The following is a 23,556-nucleotide window of genomic DNA, read 5'->3' on the forward strand; positions in this document are numbered from 1 at the left end:
GAAAAATGGTCGCGGGGTCGATCGCTTGGCCGAAGCGCCGGACAGGTATATCCTCGGCCCACGCAGCCGATTGGAAAACGCAGATGCACCTGGCTCTCACCGCCGCCGCTCTCGCCCTTGCTCCCGGTCAGGCGCAACCTTCCACCTTCGGCCCGGCCGTCACCCGGCTGGAGGCGACCAACGCGCCGGCCGAACCCGCCCAAGCCGGCGCGGAGGTATTACAGCTCCAGCGCCTGCCCGACCTTCGGCTGACCGTCGAAATTGCGGTCGGGGCACAGGGGCCGTTCCGCTTCCTAGTTGACACTGCCGCCGATCGCAGCGCGGTATCGCGCCAGCTGGCGACCAGGCTCAAGCTTCCGGCCGGGCGCGACGCGGTGCTGCACAGCGTCAGTGGCGCGAGCCGGGTCAACACCGCCTCGCTGCGCGGGATGCAGGTCGCTTCGCGCACCTTGCCCGACGTCACCGCCCCCCTGCTCGATGCCGACCATTTCGGCGCGGACGGCATCCTCGGCACCGACGTGCTGCGTTCGGCGCTGGTGCGTTTCGACTTTCGCCAGCGTCAGCTGTCGATCACCCCGTCGACCCGCAACCGGTCGGGCGGAAGCGACGCCAACACTATCGTGGTCGAAGCGCGCCGCCGCTCGGGCCGATTGATCGTCACCGAAGCCGAACTCGACGGCCAGCGGCTGACGGTTGTGCTCGACACCGGCAGCGAAGTGTCGGTCGGCAATGCGGCGTTGCGCCGCGCGCTCGACCGCAAGGGACGCCTCAGCGGTGAGAAGCCGATCATCCTCGGCTCGGTCACCGGCTCGACCCTCCCGGCCAGCTACATGATGGCGCGGCGGCTCGACGTCGGCGGCGTGGTGCTGGAAGGCCTCGGGATCGCCTTTGCCGAAGCACACACCTTCAAGGCGATGGGGATCAGCGACCGCCCGGCGCTGCTGCTCGGGATGAACGCGCTGCACGCCTTCGACAGCCTGACCATCGACATGCCGGCCAGGAAACTGCGCTTCGTCATGCCCGCCCCCGCCGGCCGGGCAGGCCGCTTCGCCGAGAACCAGCAGCGCAAGCGCGGCACCTAGACAGACCGGGGCCGGCAAAAGGCGCCGTTTCGGAAGGGCGGGGATGTCGCGACTACATAGTCATCGGGAACAGCATGCGACGGACCGCATCGGCTGGCTGCGCGCGGCCGTGCTCGGGGCCAACGACGGGATCGTCTCGACCGGGAGCCTGATCGTGGGTGTCGCCGCGTCCCAGCCGGACCAGGCCGCGATCCTCGTCGCCGGGGTGGCCTCCCTGTTCGCCGGGGCGATGTCGATGGCGGCGGGCGAATATGTCTCGGTCAGCTCGCAATCCGACACCGAGCGCGCCGATCTCGCGCGCGAGCGCACCGAACTGGCCGAACAGCCCGCTTCCGAACGCGAGGAATTGATCCGCATCTACGAGGGCCGGGGGGTCGAGCGCGGTACCGCCGAAGCGGTCGCCGACCAGATGATGGCACGGGATGCGCTGGGGACCCACGCCCGCGACGAACTTGGGCTGTCGCACGTCTCCACCGCCCGCCCGCTGCAGGCCGCCGCGGCATCGGCGGCGACCTTCGTCGCCGGCAGCGCGGCGCCGCTGATCGTTGCCTGGCTGGCTCCTCTGTCGGCGCTGATCCCGGCGGTGGTGGCGACCTCGCTCCTGTGCCTCGCGATCCTCGGCGCCCTTGGCGCCACGGCCGGCGGAGCGGCGATCGGGCGGTCGGTGGTGCGGGTGACTTTCTGGGGCGCGGCGGCGATGGCCGTCACCTTCGGCATCGGACGGCTGTTCGGCGCAGCGGTCGGCTAAATCGCGCCGCGCAGGTTTATGCTCAGGAAGGGCGTGAGCCGTGCTGGGTTCGAACCAGCGACCCGCTGATTAAAAGTCAGCTGCTCTACCGACTGAGCTAACGGCCCACGCGAGGGCGCACCTAGGGCTTCGCGCGCCGCTTGCCAAGCCGTGCCGCAAGCTGGCGCGTGGTGAGGGCGCCGCGCAGGCGCCAGCGCGGGGCGATCGCGGCCAGCGGCAGCAACATGAATTCGCGCTGTTCGAGCGACTGGTGGGGAATGGTCAGCCGCCGGTCTGACCAGCGTCCGCCATCCCAGGCGAGGATATCCAGGTCGAGCACCCGGCTGCCCCAGCGCTTGCCCCGCCGCCGCCCGAACGCGCGCTCGATCGCCTTCAGGGCAGCGAGCATCGCCGGCGGATCAAGCGGGCTTTCGGCGATCGCCACCGCATTGGCGAACTCGCGCCCCGCGCCGCCGCTCGCCGGATTGAGCAGGAGGGGCGAGGCATCGAACAGGGTGAAGGCGCGGTCGAGCTCGGCGATGGCGGCCTCCACCACATGCGCCGGACGCCCGAAGCGGCCGTGCGGGCGGTTGGACCCGATCGCAATCGCGTAGAGATGCACTGGCTGCTCCATGCCCGCCGTCCTGTGCGAAGTCGGCCCGCGCTGGCAAGCCCGCTCACCGCAGGGCTTCGACTTCCCCGGCGACGACGATATGAAGCGGCGATGCTCGTTCCCGCGCCCACCCCCGTCCAGTCCCCCGTGCCCCAGACTGAGGCACCGCGCGATTGCCCGCTGTGCCCGCGCCTCGTCGCCCTGCGCGAGGAGTGCCGGGCCGAGCATCCCGGCTGGTGGAACGCCCCGGTCCCGGCATGGGGCGACCCTGCGGCGTGGCTGGCGGTGGTCGGCCTGGCGCCGGGTAAGCAAGGGGCCAACCGCACCGGCCGTCCGTTCACCGGCGATTTCGCCGGCGACCTCCTCTACGCCACCCTGCTCAAGTTCGGCCTCGCCACCGGCACCTACGGCGCCGACCCGTCCGACGACCTCCGGCTGAGCGGCGCGCTGATCCTCAATGCGGTCAAGTGCCTGCCCCCGCAGAACAAGCCCGAGCCGGCCGAGATCGCCACCTGCCGGCCCTATTTCGAAGCCGCGCTGGCCGGCCTGCCCCAGGTTCGCGTGCTGGTCGCGCTCGGCGCCATCGCCCATGCCGCCGCCGTCCGTGCGCTGGGGCTGCGGCCCTCGCAGGCCAGGTTCGGCCATGGCAGCGAAGTGGTGGCGCCCGACGGCCGGATCCTGCTCGGCACATATCATAGCAGCCGCTACAACCAGAACACCCGCCGCCTGACCCCACCGATGTTCGAAGCCGTCTTCGCCCGCGCGGCCGAGCTGCGCGATGGTTGAGACGATCACCACCGAGCGGCTGGTCCTGCGCCGCGCACGGATCGAGGATGTCGGGCCGATGCACCGCATCATGCGCGATCCCAAAGCCATGCGTTACTGGTCCACCCTTCCGCACGAGAGCGTGAAGACCACCGCCGACTGGGTCCGCAGCATGCTCAGCCCGCCGCCGGACAACGACGATTTCATCGTCACGCTGGACGGGGAATGCATCGGTAAGATGGGTGCCTGGCAGCTGCCCGACTTCGGCTACCTGCTCGATCCCGTGCAGTGGGGCCGGGGCTTTGCCAGCGAGGCGCTGGCCGCCTTCCTCGCCCATCGCCGCCGCGCCGGAAGCGCGTTCCTGACCGCCGACACCGATCCCCGCAATGCCGCCAGCATCCGCCTTCTGCAGCGGCACGGCTTTCACGAGACCGGCCGGGCCGAAAAGACCTGGCTGATCGGCGGCGAATGGTTCGACAGCATCTACTGGCGCAAGGACCTCTGAGCGTCCGCGTTCGTCTTCCGTCGGCGGGCATTTGCTCTATGAGGTCGGCAAGAAGTGGGGGAAGGATCTTCGATGAAGGAACCGGGACCGGCCAAGGCTGGCGAGCGTAGCGCCTTTCACCTCTTCCTCGTCCTGATCACTCTGGCGCTGGGCTATGTCGCCTGGCCGTTCGCGTCGGCGCTGCTGTGGGCGGTGCTAGCGGCGATCATGTTCCAGCCGCTCCACCAGTGGATGCTGGCGCGGATGAATGGCGGCAACAACCGCGCCGCCATCGCGACCCTGCTGGTCATCTTCGTGGCGGTGATCGTCCCGGCGATCGCGATCGGCGACGTGATCGTCGGCCAGGCGCTGCAGATCTACGAGGTGGTGAAAGCCGGGCAGTTCGATGCGGCGGGCTATTTCGAACAGATCCAGGGCCGCCTGCCGACCCGCCTGCAACAGATCATCGAAGGCTCGGGCTATGGCGACTTCGCGGTCCTGCAGGAGCGGATCACCGCGGTCCTCCGTGACAGCCTGACGGTGATCGCCAGCCGCGCGCTGCAGATCGGCGGCAATGCCTTCACCTCGCTGCTGGTGTTCGCGGTCGGCCTCTACGTCACCTACTTCCTGCTGCGCGACGGGACCCGCATCGGGGCGATGGTCAAGGAGACCCTGCCGCTCGACCGCCGCTCGGCCGATCATCTCGCCACCAGTTTCGTCGCCACCATCCGCGCCACGATAAAGGGTTCGGTGGTGGTCGGGCTGGTCCAGGGCTTGCTCGGGACGATCACCTTTTGGATCGTCGGCTTTCCCTCCGCGGTCCTGCTGGGGGTGCTGATGGCGATCGTCTCCCTGCTCCCGGCGATCGGCCCAGCGCTCGTGTGGGTGCCGATCGCCGGCTACCTCCTGCTGACCGGTGCGGTGTGGCAGGGGATCGTGGTCATCGTCTCGGGCGCGCTGATCATCGGCATGGCCGACAATCTCCTGCGGCCGCTGCTGGTCGGCCGCGACACCGGCATCCCCGACTGGCTGGTGCTGGTGACGACACTCGGCGGGATCGCCGCCTTCGGGCTTAGCGGGGTCGTGGTGGGCCCGGTCGTCGGCGGCCTGTTCCTCGCCGGCTGGTCGATCTACCGCGAGGAAGAGCGCTTCCTCTGACGAGGTCCGCGTTCACCCCCTCACCGACCTTCCTCCGCGACTGAGGACAAGCGCCTGCGCCTGCTGGCCACAAAGGCGATGGTGCCCGCCAGCAAGGTCGGCAACAGCCAGTCGAGCCACGGGTCGGGCGTCTGCCAGACGCGAATATCGACGCCGCCCCACCAGGGCATGTTGGCCCTCAGGCCGTCCCCGAAGCGCTCGATCCACCGATATTCGGCCTGCGTGATCTCACGCGAGAGGGCCCAGGCCGTCGCCACTGCGGCTCCCGCGACCCAGTTCCTGCAAAGCCGGACAACGAGCACTTGCATCAGCACCGCAAGAAGGAGGTGGCCGAAAAGATCCATGCCGATGCTTGACCACAATCAACGGCAACGTTCCACCCGGTGGGGGAAGACGCGGCCAACCCTCCCTGGGACCCATTGCGGCCATTGGCGGAGGGGGCATACTGCCCTTGATGGAGGTCCGGGAATCGAGAGCAAAGCGCAGGGCTGGCGTGTTGTCGACGGGTCTCGCCCTTCTGCTCACAGGTTGCTCCTCACCGCCGACTGATGAAGAGGTGAGCCGCAATTTCAGGTCAAATCGTGCAAAGTACGAGAATGTCGTTCGAGCAGTCAGGGCCTGCAATCCGGACTTCGTTATCGTAGACATGGAGTTGCGGGCCGGTGAATCCTGCAAGAATGGATCGAACGAGGATCTGCTCAGGCTCGAAGGTCAGTTGAAGAGCCTGGGCGTCGTCCAGCTTCGAGTTGATGCCCGATCGCATAAGCCTGCCAACACGCCTTTTACAGATGATGACGCCTTGCCCAACGGCAAGAAGCCAAGTGCCATTCAGATGCTCCTGTATTGGCCAATCTTCAGCAGCAGGGCCAAAGGCATTTACTACTTCGACCGGGATCAGGCTATCGATCGACGCCGATTGTCCGACCAGGGGTTCACTCCCCTAGCTCTTCCGAATTGGTACATCCGAGAACATCGGTAGGGCGAGTTGCAGACCGCGGTCGCCGGTGTGGAGGTCTACCCATTGCGAACTGCGAAAACTCCGGCCTACACTTGGCTGCCGCTCGCTCCAGATCAGCAGAGGAGATGTCGTGCTTCTCGCCTTTGCATTTCTGCTAGCCGCCGCGGGCGCTCCGACACAGGTCGATGCCGCCGGTCAGTCCCGGCTTGGCAAGCGTCTTTGCGTGAACCCGGACCTCCAGGCGAAGACGTGCTCGTCCCTGCTGTCCTACGCGCCCCGGGCCGATGGATCGCTGGTGGAGACGGGAGAAGTCCTCGTCGCCCCAGCGCAGGGTATCACGCTCGAGATGACCTCGGTGGTCAGGAACGAGGGCGGCGCCTTGTGTGGGGTCGTGCAACTGGCCGACCTGCGGAGGGGAATCGTCCGGGTCAACGGGGCGCGGCTGCCGCCTGAGCGGAATGCCTCCGCGCTCGCTTCGCTCGTCCAGCGCCTCGCGCCGATGGCGGGAAGAAAGGCCTGCGAAACCCTTCGCTTCCAGAATGGTCAGCTGATGAAGTTCGGCCGGGTCGACCAGGTCAACATGACCCTACCCGGCAAGCCGGTGCGGTGGGTCGATGCCGCTGCAGGCTTCAGGGTCGCGGCGTCCGCCCGGAGGTAGGGGCAATCCTCCCTCCGAAGGAAACATGAAGGGGCCCGCGTGGTTCTAGCACCATCTCCCACTCCGGCGCCGGCCGACAAGGACTGACCCCAATGCAAACTCGCAAACTCGGCCGCCAAGGTCTCGAGGTCTCCGCACTTGGCCTTGGCTGCATGGGCATGTCCGACTTCTACGGCAGCCGTAACGAGGCGGAATCGGTCGCGACGATCAACCGCGCCATCGATCGCGGGATCACCTTTCTCGACACCGCCGACATGTACGGCTCCGGCGCCAACGAGGAGCTGGTTGGCCGCGTCGTGCGGGAGCGGCGGGAGTGGGTGGTGGTCGCGACGAAGTTCGGTAACATGCGGGCCGCGGACGGGACCTTCCTTGGGGTCAATGGCCGGCCGGACTATGTCCGCTCCGCCTGCGACGCGAGCTTGCGGCGCTCCGGGCTCGACGTGTTCGACCTTTATTACCAGCACCGGGTCGATCCGGAGGTGCCGATCGAGGACACGGTGGGCGCGATGGCCGAGCTCGTGACCGCCGGCAAGGTCCGCTATCTTGGCCTGTCGGAAGCTGCCCCCGAGACGATCCGGCGGGCCCATGCGGTCCACCCGATCACCGCGCTGCAGACCGAATATTCGCTGTGGACCCGCGACGTGGAGGCCGACATCCTCCCCACCTGCCGCGACCTCGGCATCGGCTTCGTTTCTTACAGCCCGCTCGGCCGCGGCTTCCTGACCGGCCAGATCACGTCGCCCGACGACCTGGTCGAAGGCGACAGCCGCCGCAGCCATCCCAGGTTCCAAGGTGAGGCGTTCCAGCAAAACCTCGATCTCGCCGCCTCCGTTGCCGCGCTTGCCGCCGAGAAGAGCTGCACCCCGGCCCAGTTGGCGCTTGCCTGGGTGCTGGCCCAGGGCGACGACATCGTGCCCATCCCCGGCACCAAGCGCCGCACCTATCTGGACGACAACCTCGGGGCACTGGAGGTCGAGCTGAGCGACAGCGACCTAGCGCGGATCAGTGCCGCCTTGCCGCCCGGCGCCGCCCAGGGCACCCGTTACCCCGCCGCCTCAATGGCGGCGGTCGGGCGGTAAGGCGACGGGCTCAGATGTCCTGAACCAGCCGCCCGTACAGCTCGGGTCGGCGGTCGCGGAAGAAGCCGAAGGCGGCGCGGTGGCGGCGGGCCTGGGCGAGGTCCAGCTCGGCGACCAGCACCCCGGTCTCGTCCGCTCCGAATTCAGCCAGCAGGTCGCCGCGCTCGTCGCAGATGAAGCTGTGGCCGTAGAAGCGCTGCCCGCCCTCGGTCCCGATGCGGTTGGCCGCGACGACCGGCACCACGTTGGAGACCGCATGCCCGATCATCGCACGCCGCCACAGGCGTGAGGTGTCGAGGTCGGGGTCATGCGGCTCGGTCCCGATCGCGGTCGGGTAGAACAGGATTTCGGCGCCCATCAGCATCATCGCCCGGGCGGTCTCTGGATACCATTGATCCCAGCAGATCCCGACGCCGAGCTTCTCCGCGTCAGGACCGTCCCACACCTTGAACCCGGTGTTGCCGGGACGGAAATAGAACTTCTCCTCGTAGCCGGGGCCGTCGGGGATATGGCTCTTGCGATAAAGGCCAGCGACCGCGCCGTCGGGGTTCACCATCGCCAGGCTATTGTAATGGTGCTGCCCGTCGCGCTCGAAGAAGCTGGTCGGGATCCAGATGCCGAGCTCGCTCGCGAGCTTCTGCATTGCCAACACGCTCGGATGCTTTGCCGTCGGCATGGCGGTGACGAACAGCCCCTCGTCCTCGGTCCGGCAGAAGTAGGGACCCTCGAACAACTCGGGCGGCAGGACGACCTGGGCGCCCTTGCCGGCCGCCTCGCGGACAAGGTCGGTCACCGCGGCGATGTTGGTCTGGGTGTCTCCCCCGAGCTCGAGCTGGAGGGCGGCGACTTTGATGGTGGACATGGGGGCTCGCCTCAGGCCGGGATCTGTTGGGAAATGCAGTGGAAGCTTCCACCGCCAGTCAGGATGTGGTCGGCTCGCAGGCCCACCGCAAGGCGGCCGGGGAACAGCGCCTGCACCGCGGCGACTGCGGCTTCATCGTTGGCGCTGCCGTAGAGCGGCACGACCACGGCGGCATTGCCGATCAGGAAGTTCATGTACGAGGCCGGGATGATGTCGCCGTCGGCCTCGATCCGCCCGGGGGAGGGAAGGCGCACGAGTTCAAGACCGCCTGCCTCGATCCGCGCCGCAGCGTCGGCATAGACCGCGGCATTGGGGTCATCCTCTGCGGGCTCCGGCAAGGCGACGCGGTGCGCCCCGACGAAGCGGGCCAGGTTGTCGACATGGCCGTCGGTGTGGTCATTGGCGAGGCCTTCGCCGAGCCAGACGACGCGGGTCGCGCCGAGGTCACGGGCGAGGTTCTGCTCGACGTCGTCGCGAGTCAGGCTGCGGTTGCGGTTGGGATTGAGCAGGCATTGCTCGGTGGTAACGAACAGCCCCGAGCCATCGCCATCGACTGCGCCGCCTTCGAGGATCCAGTCGGCCTTGGCGTAGGGCAGGCGGGCCGAAGCGGCGAGGCGCTCGCCGATGCTGTCGTCGCCCTCAAGGTCGTATTTGCCGCCCCAGCCATTGAAACCGAAGCCTTGCGCCCGGCGATGCTCACCCGAGCCCAGCACGATCGGCCCCGTATCGCGCAGCCAGATGTCGCCGAATGCTTGCTCGATCACGGTGGCGAAGGGCGCGAGGCGACGCGCCTCGGCGGCGGCTTCGGGGTCGGCGGCGACGAGGATGATCTCCTCGCCCTTGCCGTCGGCGTGGAGGGCGCGGGCGAGGGCGGCGACCTCTTCCTGGGCCGGCGCCAGATCCTCGACCCACAAGTCGGGATCGCTCGGGAAGCCGATCCACATGGCGGCGTGCGGCGCCCATTCGGGCGGCGGGAGGAGGGGGTAGGACATGGGGCTCGCGCCTAGCAAAGTGGAGGGAGAACGCAAAAGGGCGGCCCCGCAGGACCGCCCTTTCGTGTCGCGAAAGCTGGTTGAAGCTTAGCGCGAGTAGAATTCGATCACGAGGTTCGGCTCCATGCGGACCGGGTAAGGCACCTCGTCGAGGGTCGGCACGCGGGTGTAGGTCACCTTGCTGGTGCCGTCCGGCGTGACATATTCGGGGATGTCGCGCTCGGCCAGGCTCTGCGCTTCCATGACCAGCGCCATTTCCTGCGCCTTGGAGCCGAGCTCGATCACGTCGCCGACGTTCACGCGGCGGCTGGCGATGTTGCACTTCACGCCGTTGACGCGGATGTGGCCGTGGCTGACGAGCTGGCGGGCAGCCCAGATCGTCGGCGCGAACTTGGCGCGGTAGACGATCATGTCGAGGCGGCGCTCGAGCAGGCCGATGAGGTTCTGCGACGCGTCGCCCTTCATCTTGCTGGCTTCAAAGAAGGTCCGCTTGAACTGCTTCTCGGTGACGTCGCCGTAATAGCCCTTCAGCTTCTGCTTGGCGCGCAGCTGGATGCCGAAGTCCGACATCTTGCCCTTGCGGCGCTGGCCGTGCTGGCCAGGACCATATTCGCGCTTGTTGACCGGGCTCTTCGGACGACCGAAGACGTTCTCGCCCATGCGGCGGTCGAGCTTGTACTTGGCGCTGGAGCGCTTCGACATCGTAGTTCCTTCAATTGCGTTTCTGTCGTGCCCGGAACCGCGCTGCTGACCACCGGAGTGGGGCAGGGCCACCGCTTCACCGAGCGTGCGGAGCCAATTGCGAAGGCGCGCCCCTAGCGGGAGGGGGTGCGAAGGTCAAGGCCGACGGTCAGGACCGTGCATGGTCCGGACCCCACCAGCACCCGATGGACGGCATCCTAGCATGGGCGGAAAAGGCGGCTTTCCGGACCTAGTCCTGCGGCCGCAGGCTGCTGCCGGCCCGGCTGCCTTCCTGATGATCGAGTTTGCCGTTCGACCACTCGCTCTCCTTCTTGCAGACCCGCCGACCGAGGCGCGAGGCGCTGTCTTCGGAGCTCTTGCAGATGGTCTTCTCCTTGGCCGGCTTGGCCGGCGGAGTGACGACCGGCGCGGTTGGAGCGGGCTGAGCGGCGAGCAGGGCGGCAAGCAACAGGGTCATGAGAATCATCCCTAAAATCGATACAGAGAGACGGCCGTCGTGATGCGGGCAGTTGCGTTTGGCGTCAACTTGACCGCAGCCGGGGCTGGGCGATCGCCCGGATCATTCCTCGAACGGCCTTGACCTCGCGGCTCGACCAGCCGGGCTTGGTCAAGATGGTGCGGATGGTGTTGCGGGTGGCGTGAATGCGCTCGGGCGGATTGAAGTAGTTTACCTGCGACAGATAGCCGTCGAGATGCTCGATCAGCCCGTCAAGCTCGGCCTGCGGGGCGCGGGGTTCCACCTCGAAGGCGGTTGGCTGGACCAGCGGCGCGCTGCGCGACCATTCGTAGGCGAGCAGGATCACCGCCTGGGCCAGGTTGAGGCTGCCAAATTCGGGATTGATCGGCACGGTGACGATGTGGCTGGCGAGCACCGCATCCTCGGTCGCGAGGCCCGAGCGCTCGGGGCCGAACAGGATCGCGGAGCGGCCCTCGGTCGAGTGGATGGCGGCCGCCATCTGCTCGGGCCCAACCACCGGGGTTACGATGTCGCGCTTGCGCACGGTGGAGGCGAACACGAGGCTGCAGTCGGCGATGGCGTCGGCGACGGTGTCAAACACCTGCGCCCGTTCGAGTACGAGGGCGGCACCGCTGGCGGCGGGGCCGGCGTCCGGATTGGGCCAGCCGTCGCGCGGCGCGACGAGGCGCATTTCGGTGAGGCCAAAGTTCAGCATGGCCCGCGCAGCCCTGCCGATGTTCTGGCCTAGCTGGGGGCGGACAAGGATGATGACCGGGGGCGGGGCGGCGGTGCTCACAGCAGTTTGCCAGGTTCGGGCGGCTCGCCCACTTCCTCCGCGATTTCGGCGAAGTCGCTGGCTTCGGAGAAGTCGCGGTAGATGGAGGCGAAGCGGATGTAGGCGACGTGGTCGAGGGTCTTGAGGCCCGCCATCACCTTTTCGCCAATTTCCTCGGCGCGGACTTCGTCGCCGCGAGTTTCGAGCTGGCGCTGGACCGAGGAGACCAGCCGCTCGATCTTCTCGGGGCTAATGTCGCGCTTGGCGCTGGCGTGGCCGATGGCGCGGGCGAGCTTGGCCCGCTCGAACGCTTCGCGGCTGCCGTCCTTCTTGATCACGACGAGGTCGCGCAGCTGGATGCGTTCAAAGGTGGTGAAGCGGGCGCCGCAGCCTTCGCACTGGCGGCGGCGGCGGATCGCCGCGCCGTCTTCCGACGAGCGGCTGTCCTTCACCTGGCTGTCGAGGTCACCGCAAAAGGGGCAGCGCATCCTTAGTCCTGATAGATCGGGAAGCGCGCACAAAGCGCGCGGACGCGCTCGTTCACCTGGGCCTCGACCTCGCCATTGCCATCCGCGCCATGGGCCTTGAGGCCGTCGAGCACGTCGGCGACCATGTCGGCGATGTCGCGGAACTCGGCCTCGCCGAAGCCGCGGGTGGTACCGGCAGGCGAGCCGACGCGGATGCCGCTGGTCTTCAAGGGCGGCAGCGGGTCGAACGGGATGCCGTTCTTGTTGCAGGTGATCCCGGCGCGCTCGAGAGCTTCATCGGCATCCTTGCCGGTGATCCCGAGCGGGCGGAGGTCGACCAGCGCGAGGTGGGTGTCGGTGCCGCCAGCGACCAGGTCGGCGCCGCGCTCCTTGAGCCGGCCGGCGAGCGCGCGGGCGTTGGCGACCACCGCCTTGGCGTAGCTCTTAAAGTCGGGCTGCAGCGCTTCGCCGAAGGCCACCGCCTTGGCGGCGATGACGTGCATCAGCGGGCCGCCCTGGAGGCCGGGGAAGACCGCCGAATTGATCTTCTTGGCGATCGCCTCGTCGTCGGTCAGGACCATGCCGCCGCGCGGACCGCGCAGGGTCTTGTGGGTGGTGGTGGTGACGACGTGGGCGTGGCCGAAGGGCGAGGGGTGCTCGCCCGCGGCGACTAGGCCGGCGAAGTGGGCCATGTCGACCATCAGATACGCCCCGACCTTGTCGGCGATGGCGCGGAAGCGGGCGAAGTCGAGGATGCGCGGGTAGGCCGAGCCGCCGGCGATGATCAGCTTGGGCTTGTGCTCGTTGGCAAGGCGCTTGACCTCGTCAAAGTCGACCAGATGGTCATCCTCGCGGACGCCATATTGGACCGCGTTGAACCACTTACCCGACTGAGCGGGCGGGGCGCCGTGGGTGAGGTGGCCGCCGGCGGCGAGGCTCATCCCGAGGATCGTGTCGCCGGGCTGGAGCAAAGCGAGGAACACCGCGCCATTAGCCTGCGCGCCCGAATGCGGCTGGACGTTGGCGAAGCCGCAGCCGAACAATTGCTTGGCACGGTCAATGGCGAGCTGCTCGACCGCGTCCGAGGGGTGGCAGCCCTGGTAGTAACGGCGGCCGGGATAGCCCTCGGCATACTTGTTGGTGAACACCGAGCCCTGCGCCTCGAGGACGGCGCGGCTGACGATGTTCTCGGAGGCGATGAGTTCGATCTGGGTCTGCTCGCGGGTCATCTCATCACCCACGGCGGCGGCGACGGCGGGGTCGGCGTCGGCGAGGTGCCGGGTGAAGAAGCCCTGCGGCTGGACGTCGTTCAGATTGGCGGCGGTGGCCATGCTTTATTCTCCGTGGGTCGCGGACAGGAGGTCGACGCGGGACTGGTGGCGCCCGCCGGCGAAGGGGGTGTCGAGGAAGGCGGTGACGCAGGCCTTGGCGAGGTCGATGCCGGTGAGCCGGGCGCCGAGCGCGAGAACGTCGGCATCGTTATGCTCGCGGGCGAGGGCGGCGGACAGCGGCTCGTTCACCAGCGCGCAGCGGCAGGCCGGATTGCGATTGACCGCGATCGAAATGCCGATGCCCGAGCCACAGACCGCGATGCCGCGCTCCGCCCTGCCGGCGGCGAGCGTCTCGGCCAGCAGGCTTCCGAAGCGGGGGTAGTCGACGCGGTCGGGGCCGTTGGTGCCGAGGTCCACGACCTCGTGCCCCGCCTCGTGCAACCAGTCGCGAAGCTGGTCCTTGAGCGCGAATCCGGCATGGTCGGCGGCGAGCGCGATAATCATGGGGCCATCTAGCGGACGATCTCGCGAAATGCCACCGTGCGACCCCATGAAGACGACCATTCCGCTTCCCGCCCTGCTGCTTGGTTTTGCCGGGCTGATCCCGCCCGTCGGGCTGACCGCGGTCGCCTTGCTCGACCTCGGCCTGTTCGCGCCGTCGACGCCGGGGTTCGTGCTGACCTATGCGGCGATCATCCTGAGTTTCCTTGGTGGGACCTGGTGGGGCTTCGTCAGCCGGCAAGAGCGGCCCGGCTGGGTGTTGCTGGGTATTTCGGTGCTCCCCGCGCTGGCGGGATGGGCGGCGATCTTCTCGTTCCAGCCGCCCGCCGCGCTGTTCACGCTGGCCGGGGCGTTGGTGGCGAGCCTTGTGATGGACGCGCTGCTGGTCCGGCGGCGGCTGGCGCCGAGATGGTGGATGAAGCTCAGGGTGCCGCTGAGCCTGCTGCTGACGCTGTGCTGCTGCCTGAGCGGGTGGGTGCTGGTGCGCTGACCCTCAGGCCGCCGCGCGCATCTCGAGCCGGTCCCAGATTTCGACCAGCGCACCGGTCAGCTCGTCCTGCATCTCGGCGGTGTGGGTCGGGCCGGGGGTGAAGCGCAGACGCTCGGTCCCGCGGGGGACGGTGGGGTAGTTTATCGGCTGGACGTAGAAACCGTATTCGGCGAGCAGGATGTCGCTGATCCGCTTGGCCTTGACCGGGCAGCCGACCGCGAGCGGCACGATGTGGGTCGTGCTTTCCATCACCGGCAGGCCGGCCTCGGCGAACTTCTTCTTGAGTAGGGCGGCAGAGGCCTGCTGGCCCTCGCGCTCCTCGGCCGAGGCTTTGAGGTGGCGAACGCTGGCGAGCGCGCCGGCGACCAGCACGGGCGACAGGCTGGTAGTGAAGATGAAGCCCGGCGCGTAGCTGCGAATGCAATCGACGATGTTGCGGTCGGCCGCGATGTAGCCGCCCATGACACCGAACGCCTTGCCCAGCGTGCCCTCGATGATGGTGACGCGGTCGGCGACCTCGTCGCGTTCGGAGATGCCGCCGCCGCGCGGGCCGTACATGCCGACGGCGTGGACCTCGTCGAGATAGGTCAGCGCGCCGTAGCGGTCGGCGAGGTCGCAGATGGCGGCGATCGGCGCGATGTCGCCGTCCATCGAGTAGACGCTTTCGAACGCGATCAGCTTGGGGGTCGCCGAGTCCTCGGCTTCGAGCAGTTCCTCGAGATGGGCGAGGTCGTTGTGGCGGAAGATCTTCTTCTCGCAACCCGAGCTCTTGATGCCCGCGATCATCGAGGCGTGGTTGAGCTCGTCCGAGAAGATGACGCAGCCGGGCAGCAGCTTGCCCAGCGTCGACAGCGCGGCTTCGTTGGAGACATAGCCGCTGGTGAACAGCAGCGCGGCTTCCTTGCCGTGGAGGTCGGCGAGTTCGGCCTCGAGGTCGACATGGTAATGGGTGTTGCCGCCGATGTTGCGGGTACCGCCCGAGCCGGCGCCGACGTCGTGCAGCGCCTGTTCCATCGCCTCGACCACGGCGGGGTGCTGGCCCATGCCGAGATAGTCGTTCGAGCACCAGACGGTGATCGGCTTGGGCCCGTTGTGGCCGGCGAAACAGCGCGCATTGGGGTACGACCCCTTGTTGCGCAGGATGTCGATAAAGACGCGGTAACGTCCTTCATCGTGCAGCCGGTCAATCGCTGCCTGGAAGATGGATTGGTAATCCAAAGTGTCCCTCGTGCTCAGCGCGGAGCCAATACAAAGTCTTTGGGCACAAGGCCAATGCGAACGACTCGCAAGTCAGACGTGCCGAACGTCCCTTAAATTATAGCGGGCGAGAGCCTCGGCCAATGGGGCATTCGGTCCACCCCCGGTGAAGAGCGCGATGCCGGGCGAGGGCTGAACCGGCCATGGCTGGCCGGCGGTGAGGTGGGCGATGCGGCGGGCGATGCCGGAGCCGCCATCGACCTGCGCCACTCCGGGCAGCGCCAGCGCCAGTTCCTCGGCGAGCAACGGGAAGTGGGTGCAGGCGAGCACCACGACGTCCATCTTCTGTCCGGTCAGCGGGGCGACGGCTGCGGCGACGGCAGCCGGATCGATCGGCTCGCCCGCCAGCTTGGCCTCCGCAAGCGCGACCAGGCCGGCCGAGCCGTGGCGAAGCACGGTGCAGTCGGCGGCGTGGGCGGCGGCAAGGTCGTCGACATAGGGCTGGCGAACGGTGGCTTCGGTCCCGAGCACGCCGATCACGCGGGTGCGGCTCAACTCCGCCGCCGGCTTGATCGCAGGAACGGTGCCGACCACCGGAATGTCGAGCGCGGCGCGGACATAGGGGAGGGCGATGGTCGAGGCGGTGTTGCAGGCGATCACCGCCAGCCGCGGGCGGAAGCGCTCGGTAAGGCGCCCGAGCAGGGCAGGCACGCGCGCTGCGATCTCGGCCTCCGAGCGAGTGCCGTAGGGAAAGGCGGCGCTGTCGGCGACGTAGACGATCGGTGCGGTCGGTAGCAGGGCGCGGGTGGGCCCCAGCACGCTGAGGCCGCCGACGCCGGAATCGAAAAAGAGAAAGGGAGCGGCGGGGTCCACAGCGATCGCCATAAGCGGTCGTTGCGCGGCGGCACAATGCTCTCTAGCCTCCACCTATGTCGTTCGGACTGCTTCTCGCCCTCGCGCTCGGTTATCTGCTTGGGTCGATCCCCTTCGGGCTTATCCTCACCCGCCTGTTCGGCAAAGGCGATATCCGCGCCATCGGCAGCGGCAATATCGGCGCGACCAACGTGCTCCGCACCGGGTCCAAGGGGCTGGCCGCGGCAACTTTGGTGCTCGACGCGCTGAAGGGCACTGCGGCTGTGCTGATCGCCGAGCAATTGTGGCCGGGCGCCGGGCGGATCGCCGCCGGGGCCGCGCTGGTAGGGCATCTTTATCCGGTGTGGCTTCGGTTCAAGGGCGGCAAGGGGGTGGCGACGTTGCTCGGCATCCTGATCGGCCTCGCCTGGCCGATCGCGGCTATCTACGCCGCGGTATGGATCGGGCTGCTGCTGGTGCTTCGGATCAGCTCGGTCGCTGGGATTGCCGCGGCGGTCAGCGCGCCGGTCGCGGCGGCCTTGCTCGGGCGGCCCGAACTAACGGTCATGCTGGCGGCGTTCGCGCTGCTGGTGGTGTGGCAGCATCGCGAAAATCTTGCCCGGCTCAGGGCCGGGACCGAGCCCCGGGTCGGGCGCTCTCGAGTTTGAGCGGAGCCGATCTTCTTGCCCGGATCCGGCTGATCCGCAGCCAGAGCATCGGTCCGGTCACCTTTCGCCAGTTGCTTGCCCGCTTCGGCAGCGCGGAGGCGGCGCTGCAGGCGGTGCCGGACCTGGCGGCGCGGGGCGGCGGACGGATGCCGGCGCTATGCAGCGAAGAGCAGGCGGAGCGCGAGCGAGCGCGGGTGGAGGCGCTGGGCGGACGCTACCTCAGCCTTGGGCAAGGGTTGTACCCCTCTTTGCTGGCGGAAAGCGACAATGCGCCGCCGCTGCTGACCGCGATCGGCGACCTGTCGTTGCTGGAGCGGCCGAGCGTGGCGATGGTCGGGGCGCGCAATGCCAGCGCGGCGGCGTGCCGCTTCGCCCGGGGACTGGCGCACGACCTAGGCCGCGAGGGCGTGGTGGTGGTGTCGGGGCTGGCACGCGGAATCGATGCCGCGGCGCACGAGGGAGGGCTGGCGACGGGCACGATCGGGGTGATCGCGGGGGGGCTCGACATCTTCTATCCGCCCGAGAACGAGCGGCTTCAACGCGAGATGGCGGCTAAGGGGCTGGTGCTGGCCGAGATGCCGCCGGGCACCGAGCCCCGGGCACGGCACTTCCCCTATCGGAACCGGATCATCGCCGGCCTGTGTCCCGCGACTTTGGTGGTGGAAGCGGCGCCGCGCTCTGGCTCGCTGATCACCGCCCGGCTGGCGGCGGAAATGGGGCGTGAGGTGCTGGCGGTGCCGGGCAGCCCGCTCGATCCCCGCGCGCAGGGTTGCAACGGGCTGATCCGCGATGGCGCGACGCTGGTTCAGAATGCCGCCGAAGTAATGGAAGCTCTGAGGCCCGGGCTGGGCGGAGTGCGATCGGGCCGGGACCTGTTTTCCTATTCGCCCGAGGTACCAGCAAGCGTCGAGCCGGACGGCGCTGAACGCGCGCGGGTGGAGGAACTGCTTGGCCCTTCGCCGGCACCGGTGGACGAGATCGTGCGGCTGTCGGGGCTGGAGCCCGGGGCGGTGCAGCTGGTGTTGCTTGAGCTCGATCTCGCCGGACGGCTCGATCGGCATGCGGGTGGAAAGGTGAGCCTGCGATGATGGCGCGGCTTATCCCCGAGGAGAAGATCGGGATCGGGCTGACTCTGCTGGCAATGGCGCTGGGGCTTGCCGGAGCCTATCTCTACCAGCGCTTCTGGATCCTGTCTTTCATCCCCTTCCTGCTGCTGTTCATCGTCTTCCTGGGCTTCGCGATTGGCAAGATCATCGATGCGACCAAGGATCGTGACCTTGCCCCCTCGCTACGCTGGCGCAAGGCGCTTGCCGTGCCGTTGATGGTCGGCGGGTTCTGGGCCGTGGACGGGCTCACCGCTTTGACCAGCCGAACCAGCGCGCAGGCTTTCCTGTTCAGTCACCGTGAAGCGATGAATGCGGCGGAGCGGAAGGTTGGCCCCGGGCAGGCCGTTGCGATGCGCTATCTCGAAGGCATTCCAGATGGCGGCGTTGCGATCATTCGCTCCGATCTCGAGCCCACCCGGCTTCCGGTGCAGCGGCAGCTCGAACTGGTGGGCGAGAACATGAATCGCTGCCGGCCGCTGCTCGGACGCGATTGGCTATGCGGCTACGACTAACCCGCTTGACGGGCCGCCGCCCACCTCTCCACCCTCGTGCGTATACGTGAGGGAGTTCGGGTCCAGTGAAGCTTGTCGTTGTTGAATCGCCGGCCAAGGCCAAGACCATCGAGAAATATCTCGGCCCGGGCCACAAGGTGCTGGCGAGCTACGGCCACGTCCGCGACCTGCCGCCCAAGGACGGGTCGGTGAATCCGGACGAGGACTTCGCGATGGACTGGGAGGTCTATGGCGACAAGGCCAAGCAGGTGAAGGCGATCGCCGATGCCGCCAAGGCCTCCGACACGCTGATCCTCGCCACCGACCCCGACCGCGAGGGCGAGGCGATCAGCTGGCACGTCCGCGAACTGCTGGCGAAGAAGAAAGCGCTGCCCAAGGACGTCCGGCGGGTGACCTTCAACGCCATCACCAAGTCTGCGGTGCTGGAGGCGATGGCGGCGCCGCGCGAACTCGATCACGACCTCATCGACGCGTACCGCGCCCGCCGTGCGCTCGACTATCTGGTCGGCTTCACCCTGTCGCCGATCCTGTGGCGCAAGCTGCCGGGTGCCAAGAGCGCGGGCCGGGTACAGTCGGTGGCGCTGCGCCTGATCGTCGACCGCGAGGCAGAGATCGAGCGCTTCCGGGCGCAGGAATATTGGACCGTGTCGGCGCGCTTTGCCGCGACGGGCCAAGAGTTCACCGCCCGGCTGGTCGAGCTCGACGGCAAGAAGATCGACAAGCTGACGCTGGGCGACAAGGGTTCGGCGACCGAGGCGAAGAAAGCGGTCGAGGCGGGGCACTTCGCGGTGGCGAGCGTCGAGACCAAACCGTTCACCCGCAACCCGCCGCCGCCCTTCACCACCTCGACCCTGCAGCAGGAAGCGGCGCGCAAGCTCGGCTTTTCGGCAAGTCACACGATGCGGGTCGCGCAGCAGCTGTATGAGGACGGGCTGATCACCTACATGCGGACCGACGGCGTGCAGATGGCCGGTGAGGCGATCAGTGCCGCGCGCAAGGCCGTCGCCGATCGCTTCGGATCGCAGCACCTGCCCGACAAGCCGCGGCAGTACACTTCCAAGGCTAAGAATGCTCAGGAAGCCCATGAGGCGATCCGGCCGACCGACTTCGCCATGGAGAAGGCGGCAAGCGGCGATCATGGGCGATTGTACGAGCTGGTCCTGAACCGCGCGCTGGCGAGCCAGATGGCGGCGGCCCGGCTGGAGCGGACGGTGGTTGAGCTGGCAAGCGATCGGGCAAAGCTGCGCGCGACTGGGCAGGTGACGCTGTTCCCGGGCTTCCTTGCGCTGTACGAGGAGGGGCGCGACGAAAAGGCCGACGAGGAAGACGGCGCAAAGATGCCGCACCTCGCCAAGGGCGATCGGCCCGACAAGCTGGGCGTCGATGCGGTGCAGAGCTTCACCCAGCCGCCGCCGCGCTTTTCGGAAGCGAGCCTGGTCAAGCGACTGGAGGAGCTCGGCATCGGGCGGCCGTCGACCTACGCGGCGACGCTGCAGACGCTGAAGGACCGCGAATATGTGCGGCTGGAAAAGAACCGCTTCATCCCCGAGGAGAGCGGGCGGCTGGTGACGGCGTTCCTGGAGCGCTTCTTCGAGAAGTACGTCAGCTACGATTACACCGCCGAGCTGGAAGACGAGCTGGACGACGTCTCCGGCGGGCGGATGGCATGGCTGAAGCTGCTCGAGGAGTTCTGGCGCGACTTCAAGCCCAAGGCGGGCGAAGTGATGGAACAGAAGCCGTCGGAAGTGACGGCGGCACTGGACGAGTTCCTGTCGCCCTGGCTGTTCCCCGACAAGGGCGATGGCAGCGATCCGCGGCTGTGCCCGGCGTGCGGCAACGGGCGGCTGGCGCTGCGCGGGGGCAAGTTCGGAGCGTTCGTGGCTTGCTCGAACTACCCCGAGTGCAAGTTCACGCGGAAGTTCGGGCAGGGCGGCGATGCGGCGGCGACCAGCAGCGAGCCGGCGGACCTGGGCGAAGGCATCATGCTCAAGAGCGGGCGGTTCGGGCCCTATGTCGAGCAGGGCGAGAAGCGGGCGTCGATTCCTAAGGACGTGCAGATCGACCTCGAGTGGGCACAGAAGCTGCTGAGCCTACCACGTGAGATCGGGTCGCACCCGGAGACGGGCGAGCTGATCACCGCATCGATCGGGCGCTACGGGCCTTACCTGCAGCACCAGGGGAAGTACGCTCGTCTTACCAGCACCGCCGAGGTGTTCGAGACCGGCATGAACGCCGCGGTGGCCAAGCTGGCGGATGCGGCGAGCGGGGCCGGCAAGGGCCGCGGGGCAGCGCGGGAGCCGTTGGCGGTGCTGGGGGCTCATCCCGAGAGCGCCAAGGAGCTGAAGGTGATGGAGGGGCGGTTTGGCCCTTACGTCACCGACGGGACGACCCATGCGACCTTGCCCAAGTCGGCCGATCCCAAGGCGGTGACGCTGGACGAGGCGGTGGCGCTGATCGATGCCAAGGCGGCCAAGGGCCCGGTCAAGGGTAAGAAGGCGCCGGCGAAAAAGAAGGCGGCGCCGAAGAAGGCGGCTGCGAAGAAGTAGTCCCGCAGGCCCGGCAGCCCGGATCCGCGACGATGCGGATCGGGCGCTGGGTGCCGGCGAGGCCGTCGATCAGGTGGACGGTGCCGGTCTTTACCTCGCCCGCCTGCGCCAGCAAGCGCAGGGCGAGGAGGGCGGCGAGATTGCCGGCGAGGCCGGTCAGCGTCCCGGTGACGCCGAGTTCGGCGCAATTGTCGCAATCGTCGGCGTCGAAGGCGTCGCCGACGAAGCAGCGGTAGCAGGGGCGGCCGGTGAACAGTCCGACCTGGCCTTGCCATTGCGCGGCGGCGGCGCTGAGCAGGGGCAGGCCCGAAGCGACGCAGGCGTCGCTGACCGCGAGGCGGGTCGCGAAATTGTCGGTGCCATCGATCACCAAGTCGTGACCGGACAAGATGGCGGCGGCATTGTCGGGCACGATGGCTTGCTCGACCCCGGCGACCTCGACGAAGGGGTTCAGGCGGCGGACGAACTGGGCGGCGAGCGCGGCCTTGGGCTCTCCAGCGTCACGCGAGCGATAGATCGGCTGGCGGTGGAGGTTCGACAGGTCGGCTCGGTCGGGGTCGATGATGGTCAGCCGCCCGACGCCAGCGCCGGCCAGCGCCGGGATCACCGCTGCGCCGATCCCACCCGCACCGACCACCGCGACTTTCGCTGCCTTGAGCCGCTGCTGGCCCGTCCCACCGAGATGGGGAAGGACGATCTGACGAGCGTAGCGAGTGAGTTCCTCGTCGGAAAGCATCAGCGCCCGGTGCTACCAAATCCGCCTTCGCCGCGGACGGTTTCGTCGAGTTCGTCGACTTCCTCCCATTCGGCCTGGGTGACGGCGGCGGGGACGAGCTGGGCGATGCGCTCGCCGCGGCGGACCGGGAACGGCTCGGTTCCGTGGTTGATCATGATGACCTTCAACTCGCCGCGATAGTCGGCGTCGATCGTGCCGGGCGTGTTGGGAACGGTGATGCCGTGTTTCAGTGCGAGGCCCGAGCGGGGGCGGACCTGGACCTCATAGCCTTCGGGGATGGCGATGCGCAGCCCGGTGGCGACTGCGTGGCGCTGGCCGGGTGCAAGATCGAGGTCCTCGGCCGCGACCACGTCCATGCCAGCGGCGTGGGCGGTGGCGTAGGCGGGCAGGGGCAGGCCTTCCCCGTGGGGCAGGCGGGTAATCTGGATGCGGATCATGCGAGGTCCTGGGCGATACGGGCGAGAAGGGCGCGGGCGAGGTTTTCCTTGGAGCCTGCGCCAAGATCCTCGGTGCCATCGGCGGTGAGGAGGTGGAGGTGGTTCGACGCGCCGCCCATCACGTCTCCGGAGACGTCGTTGGCGACGATCCAGTCGGCGTTCTTGGCGGTACGCTTGGATGCGGCATTGGCGAGGAGGTCATCGGTTTCGGCGGCGAAGCCGACGAGCAGGCGCGGGCGGTCGGGATGGCGCCCGAGCGTCCCGAGAATGTCAGGGTTGGGCGCGAACCGGAGCTGGGGCGGGCCGGCGGATTTCTTGAGCTTTGTGGGGGAGGCCTCGACCTTCCAATCGGCGACCGCGGCGACGAGGATGGCGGCGTCGGCCGGGAGCGCGCTCTCGACCGCGGCGAGCATCTGGTCGGCGGTCTCGACGTCGATGCGGGCGACGCCCGCGGGCGTGGGAAGGGCGACGGGGCCGGCGACGAGGGTCACCCGGGCGCCGAGCGCGGCGGCGGCGGCGGCGATGGCGAAGCCCTGTTTGCCCGAGGAGCGGTTGGCGATGACGCGGACGGGGTCGATCGGCTCGTGGGTGGGGCCGGCGGTGACGATGACGTGCTTGCCGGTGAGGTCCCCGTTTGCCCCGAGCGACGTCGAGGGGCTGGGTGCACCGGGTGCGACGGGTTCCTCGACTTGTCCTTCGGTCGCCTGCGGCCCGCTCGGCACGAACGGCGTGGTGGGCGTGAGAGGGAGGGCGGCGAGGATGTCGGCCGGCTCGGGCAGGCGGCCCGGGCCATATTCGCCGCAGGCCATGGCACCTTCGGTGGGGTCGATCACGGTGACGCCGCGCCGGCGCAGGGTGGCGACGTTAGCCTGCGTAGCTTCGTGCAGCCACATGCGGACGTTCATCGCGGGCGCGGCGAAGACCGGCTTGTCGGTCGCCAGAAGCAGGGTGGTGGCGAGGTCGTCGGCGATGCCCGCGGCCATCTTGGCCAGCAGGTCGGCGGTGGCGGGGCAGACAAGCACGAGGTCGGCGGCGCGGCTCAGCTGGATGTGACCCATCTGGGTCTCGTTCTTGAGGTCCCACAGCGAGGTGTAGACCGGGCTTTCGGCGAGCGCGGCGAGTGTCATCGGAGTGACGAAATGGGCCCCGCCCGCTGTCAGGACCGGCGTGACCTCATGCCCGTGGCGGCGGGCGAGGCGAATCAGTTCGGCGGCCTTGAAGGCCGCGATGCCGCCGCCGACGATGAGCAGGATTTTTGCCATCAAATCAACGATCGAACCTGAACAAGGTCACAAAGGTCACTGGTGACGGGGGTGCGCGCGACCTTCGGCAAAAGGTGGTTCTGAAGAATTGCCGACGTCGAAGGGAGGTGGGTGCGAGCCCGCATGGGAGGGGCGATGCCACGGGAATTCCTACATTGCTAGGCAGGAACATGCGGGTGACCTCTTGGCGGGGCGGCCC

28 protein-coding genes and 1 tRNA gene are annotated in these 23,556 nt (G+C 68.2%); 13 read left to right on the forward strand and 16 right to left on the reverse strand.

Going from position 1 to position 23,556, the window contains the following annotated elements:
- Positions 1-83 precede the first annotated feature (83 nt).
- Both M1K48_RS14090 and M1K48_RS14095 read left to right on the forward strand, forming a co-directional pair.
- Complete coding sequence (locus tag M1K48_RS14090) at positions 84-1,082, forward strand: retroviral-like aspartic protease family protein (protein WP_249503818.1); 999 nt, start codon at positions 84-86, stop codon at positions 1,080-1,082.
- Between the two features lie 43 nt (positions 1,083-1,125).
- Entirely contained in the window at positions 1,126-1,830 is a 705-nt protein-coding gene (locus tag M1K48_RS14095; RefSeq protein ID WP_249503819.1) for a VIT1/CCC1 transporter family protein, read from the forward strand.
- A 34-nt stretch (positions 1,831-1,864) separates the two neighbouring features.
- Here the strand turns inward: M1K48_RS14095 and M1K48_RS14100 are convergent.
- Both M1K48_RS14100 and folK read right to left on the reverse strand, forming a co-directional pair.
- Positions 1,865-1,937: transfer RNA gene (locus tag M1K48_RS14100), tRNA-Lys, on the reverse strand.
- A 14-nt stretch (positions 1,938-1,951) separates the two neighbouring features.
- On the reverse strand, positions 1,952-2,443 hold the full coding sequence (gene folK / locus M1K48_RS14105; RefSeq protein ID WP_249503820.1) for a 2-amino-4-hydroxy-6-hydroxymethyldihydropteridine diphosphokinase: 492 nt from the start codon (positions 2,441-2,443) through the stop codon (positions 1,952-1,954).
- 90 nt (positions 2,444-2,533) lie between these two features.
- On the opposite strand from folK, the gene M1K48_RS14110 reads away from it, so the two are divergent.
- The 3 genes from M1K48_RS14110 (at position 2,534) to M1K48_RS14120 (ending at position 4,829) form a co-directional block, all read left to right on the forward strand.
- Complete coding sequence (locus M1K48_RS14110; RefSeq protein ID WP_249503821.1) at positions 2,534-3,208, forward strand: uracil-DNA glycosylase; 675 nt, start codon at positions 2,534-2,536, stop codon at positions 3,206-3,208.
- Positions 3,201-3,692 (forward strand): GNAT family N-acetyltransferase, encoded by a 492-nt coding sequence (locus M1K48_RS14115; protein ID WP_249503822.1) that lies wholly within the window; start codon positions 3,201-3,203, stop codon positions 3,690-3,692. The genes M1K48_RS14110 and M1K48_RS14115 overlap by 8 nt, the downstream gene beginning before the upstream one ends.
- Before the next feature lie 72 nt (positions 3,693-3,764).
- On the forward strand, positions 3,765-4,829 hold the full coding sequence (locus tag M1K48_RS14120) for an AI-2E family transporter (protein ID WP_249503823.1): 1,065 nt from the start codon (positions 3,765-3,767) through the stop codon (positions 4,827-4,829).
- Between the two features lie 20 nt (positions 4,830-4,849).
- Here the strand turns inward: M1K48_RS14120 and M1K48_RS14125 are convergent, their stop codons facing one another.
- On the reverse strand, positions 4,850-5,173 hold the full coding sequence (locus tag M1K48_RS14125; protein ID WP_249503824.1) for a hypothetical protein: 324 nt from the start codon (positions 5,171-5,173) through the stop codon (positions 4,850-4,852).
- Between the two features lie 212 nt (positions 5,174-5,385).
- On the opposite strand from M1K48_RS14125, the gene M1K48_RS14130 reads away from it, so the two are divergent.
- From M1K48_RS14130 to M1K48_RS14140, 3 genes are all read left to right on the forward strand, one after another.
- The gene (locus M1K48_RS14130; protein WP_249503825.1) at positions 5,386-5,808 is read left to right on the forward strand and encodes a hypothetical protein; all 423 of its coding nucleotides are present in this window, start codon (positions 5,386-5,388) and stop codon (positions 5,806-5,808) included.
- 202 nt (positions 5,809-6,010) lie between these two features.
- Positions 6,011-6,445 carry a hypothetical protein gene (locus M1K48_RS14135; protein WP_249503826.1) on the forward strand — a complete coding sequence of 145 codons (435 nt, stop codon included), beginning with the start codon at positions 6,011-6,013 and terminating at the stop codon, positions 6,443-6,445.
- 92 nt (positions 6,446-6,537) lie between these two features.
- Positions 6,538-7,524: an aldo/keto reductase gene (locus tag M1K48_RS14140; RefSeq protein ID WP_249503827.1), complete on the forward strand. Its 987-nt coding sequence runs from the start codon at positions 6,538-6,540 to the stop codon at positions 7,522-7,524.
- A 10-nt stretch (positions 7,525-7,534) separates the two neighbouring features.
- Here the strand turns inward: M1K48_RS14140 and aguB are convergent, their stop codons facing one another.
- The 8 genes from aguB to rpiB form a co-directional block, all read right to left on the reverse strand.
- Positions 7,535-8,386: an N-carbamoylputrescine amidase gene (gene aguB / locus M1K48_RS14145; RefSeq protein WP_249503828.1), complete on the reverse strand. Its 852-nt coding sequence runs from the start codon at positions 8,384-8,386 to the stop codon at positions 7,535-7,537.
- Positions 8,387-8,397: 11 nt separating this feature from the next.
- Positions 8,398-9,378 carry an agmatine deiminase family protein gene (locus M1K48_RS14150; protein WP_249503829.1) on the reverse strand — a complete coding sequence of 327 codons (981 nt, stop codon included), beginning with the start codon at positions 9,376-9,378 and terminating at the stop codon, positions 8,398-8,400.
- Between the two features lie 87 nt (positions 9,379-9,465).
- Complete coding sequence (gene rpsD, locus M1K48_RS14155) at positions 9,466-10,080, reverse strand: 30S ribosomal protein S4 (protein ID WP_249503830.1); 615 nt, start codon at positions 10,078-10,080, stop codon at positions 9,466-9,468.
- Positions 10,081-10,309: 229 nt separating this feature from the next.
- A complete protein-coding gene (locus tag M1K48_RS14160) occupies positions 10,310-10,537 on the reverse strand; it encodes a hypothetical protein (protein ID WP_249503831.1) in 228 nt (75 codons plus the stop codon).
- Between the two features lie 64 nt (positions 10,538-10,601).
- Entirely contained in the window at positions 10,602-11,333 is a 732-nt protein-coding gene (locus tag M1K48_RS14165; RefSeq protein WP_249503832.1) for an RNA methyltransferase, read from the reverse strand.
- Entirely contained in the window at positions 11,330-11,800 is a 471-nt protein-coding gene (gene nrdR, locus M1K48_RS14170) for a transcriptional regulator NrdR (protein ID WP_249503833.1), read from the reverse strand. The genes M1K48_RS14165 and nrdR overlap by 4 nt, the downstream gene beginning before the upstream one ends.
- Before the next feature lie 2 nt (positions 11,801-11,802).
- Positions 11,803-13,110, reverse strand: coding sequence for a serine hydroxymethyltransferase (glyA, locus tag M1K48_RS14175; protein WP_249503834.1), 1,308 nt, complete (start codon positions 13,108-13,110; stop codon positions 11,803-11,805).
- A gap of 3 nt (positions 13,111-13,113) precedes the next feature.
- Complete coding sequence (gene rpiB / locus M1K48_RS14180) at positions 13,114-13,554, reverse strand: ribose 5-phosphate isomerase B (RefSeq protein WP_249503835.1); 441 nt, start codon at positions 13,552-13,554, stop codon at positions 13,114-13,116.
- A gap of 46 nt (positions 13,555-13,600) precedes the next feature.
- On the opposite strand from rpiB, the gene M1K48_RS14185 reads away from it, so the two are divergent.
- Positions 13,601-14,041 carry a DUF3429 domain-containing protein gene (locus tag M1K48_RS14185; RefSeq protein WP_249503836.1) on the forward strand — a complete coding sequence of 147 codons (441 nt, stop codon included), beginning with the start codon at positions 13,601-13,603 and terminating at the stop codon, positions 14,039-14,041.
- A 3-nt stretch (positions 14,042-14,044) separates the two neighbouring features.
- On the opposite strand, the gene hemA is transcribed toward M1K48_RS14185, so the two are convergent.
- Together hemA and murI are read right to left on the reverse strand one after the other, a co-directional pair.
- A complete protein-coding gene (gene hemA / locus M1K48_RS14190; RefSeq protein ID WP_249503837.1) occupies positions 14,045-15,259 on the reverse strand; it encodes a 5-aminolevulinate synthase in 1,215 nt (404 codons plus the stop codon).
- Between the two features lie 72 nt (positions 15,260-15,331).
- Positions 15,332-16,117, reverse strand: coding sequence for a glutamate racemase (murI, locus tag M1K48_RS14195; protein WP_249505279.1), 786 nt, complete (start codon positions 16,115-16,117; stop codon positions 15,332-15,334).
- Between the two features lie 50 nt (positions 16,118-16,167).
- On the opposite strand from murI, the gene plsY reads away from it, so the two are divergent.
- The 4 genes from plsY (at position 16,168) to topA (ending at position 20,922) form a co-directional block, all read left to right on the forward strand.
- Entirely contained in the window at positions 16,168-16,758 is a 591-nt protein-coding gene (gene plsY / locus M1K48_RS14200; protein ID WP_249503838.1) for a glycerol-3-phosphate 1-O-acyltransferase PlsY, read from the forward strand.
- The gene (gene dprA, locus M1K48_RS14205) at positions 16,755-17,846 is read left to right on the forward strand and encodes a DNA-processing protein DprA (RefSeq protein ID WP_249503839.1); all 1,092 of its coding nucleotides are present in this window, start codon (positions 16,755-16,757) and stop codon (positions 17,844-17,846) included. Before plsY ends, dprA begins: the two co-directional genes overlap by 4 nt.
- On the forward strand, positions 17,843-18,376 hold the full coding sequence (locus tag M1K48_RS14210; protein ID WP_249503840.1) for a hypothetical protein: 534 nt from the start codon (positions 17,843-17,845) through the stop codon (positions 18,374-18,376). Before dprA ends, M1K48_RS14210 begins: the two co-directional genes overlap by 4 nt.
- Before the next feature lie 65 nt (positions 18,377-18,441).
- Positions 18,442-20,922: a type I DNA topoisomerase gene (gene topA, locus M1K48_RS14215; protein ID WP_249503841.1), complete on the forward strand. Its 2,481-nt coding sequence runs from the start codon at positions 18,442-18,444 to the stop codon at positions 20,920-20,922.
- On the opposite strand, the gene M1K48_RS14220 is transcribed toward topA, so the two are convergent.
- Genes M1K48_RS14220 through M1K48_RS14230 form a run of 3 tightly spaced genes read right to left on the reverse strand, consistent with a single transcriptional unit; the run spans position 20,858 to position 23,357 of the window.
- Positions 20,858-21,658 carry a HesA/MoeB/ThiF family protein gene (locus M1K48_RS14220; RefSeq protein WP_319941181.1) on the reverse strand — a complete coding sequence of 267 codons (801 nt, stop codon included), beginning with the start codon at positions 21,656-21,658 and terminating at the stop codon, positions 20,858-20,860. The two genes, topA and M1K48_RS14220, sit on opposite strands and share 65 nt — an antisense overlap.
- Complete coding sequence (dut, locus tag M1K48_RS14225; RefSeq protein WP_249503842.1) at positions 21,658-22,095, reverse strand: dUTP diphosphatase; 438 nt, start codon at positions 22,093-22,095, stop codon at positions 21,658-21,660. The genes M1K48_RS14220 and dut overlap by 1 nt, the downstream gene beginning before the upstream one ends.
- On the reverse strand, positions 22,092-23,357 hold the full coding sequence (locus tag M1K48_RS14230; protein ID WP_249503843.1) for a bifunctional phosphopantothenoylcysteine decarboxylase/phosphopantothenate synthase: 1,266 nt from the start codon (positions 23,355-23,357) through the stop codon (positions 22,092-22,094). Before M1K48_RS14230 ends, dut begins: the two co-directional genes overlap by 4 nt.
- Between the last annotated feature and the right edge of the window lie 199 nt (positions 23,358-23,556).

The organism is Sphingomonas glaciei, assembly GCF_023380025.1.
Taxonomy (GTDB): Bacteria; Pseudomonadota; Alphaproteobacteria; order Sphingomonadales; family Sphingomonadaceae; genus Sphingomicrobium; species Sphingomicrobium glaciei.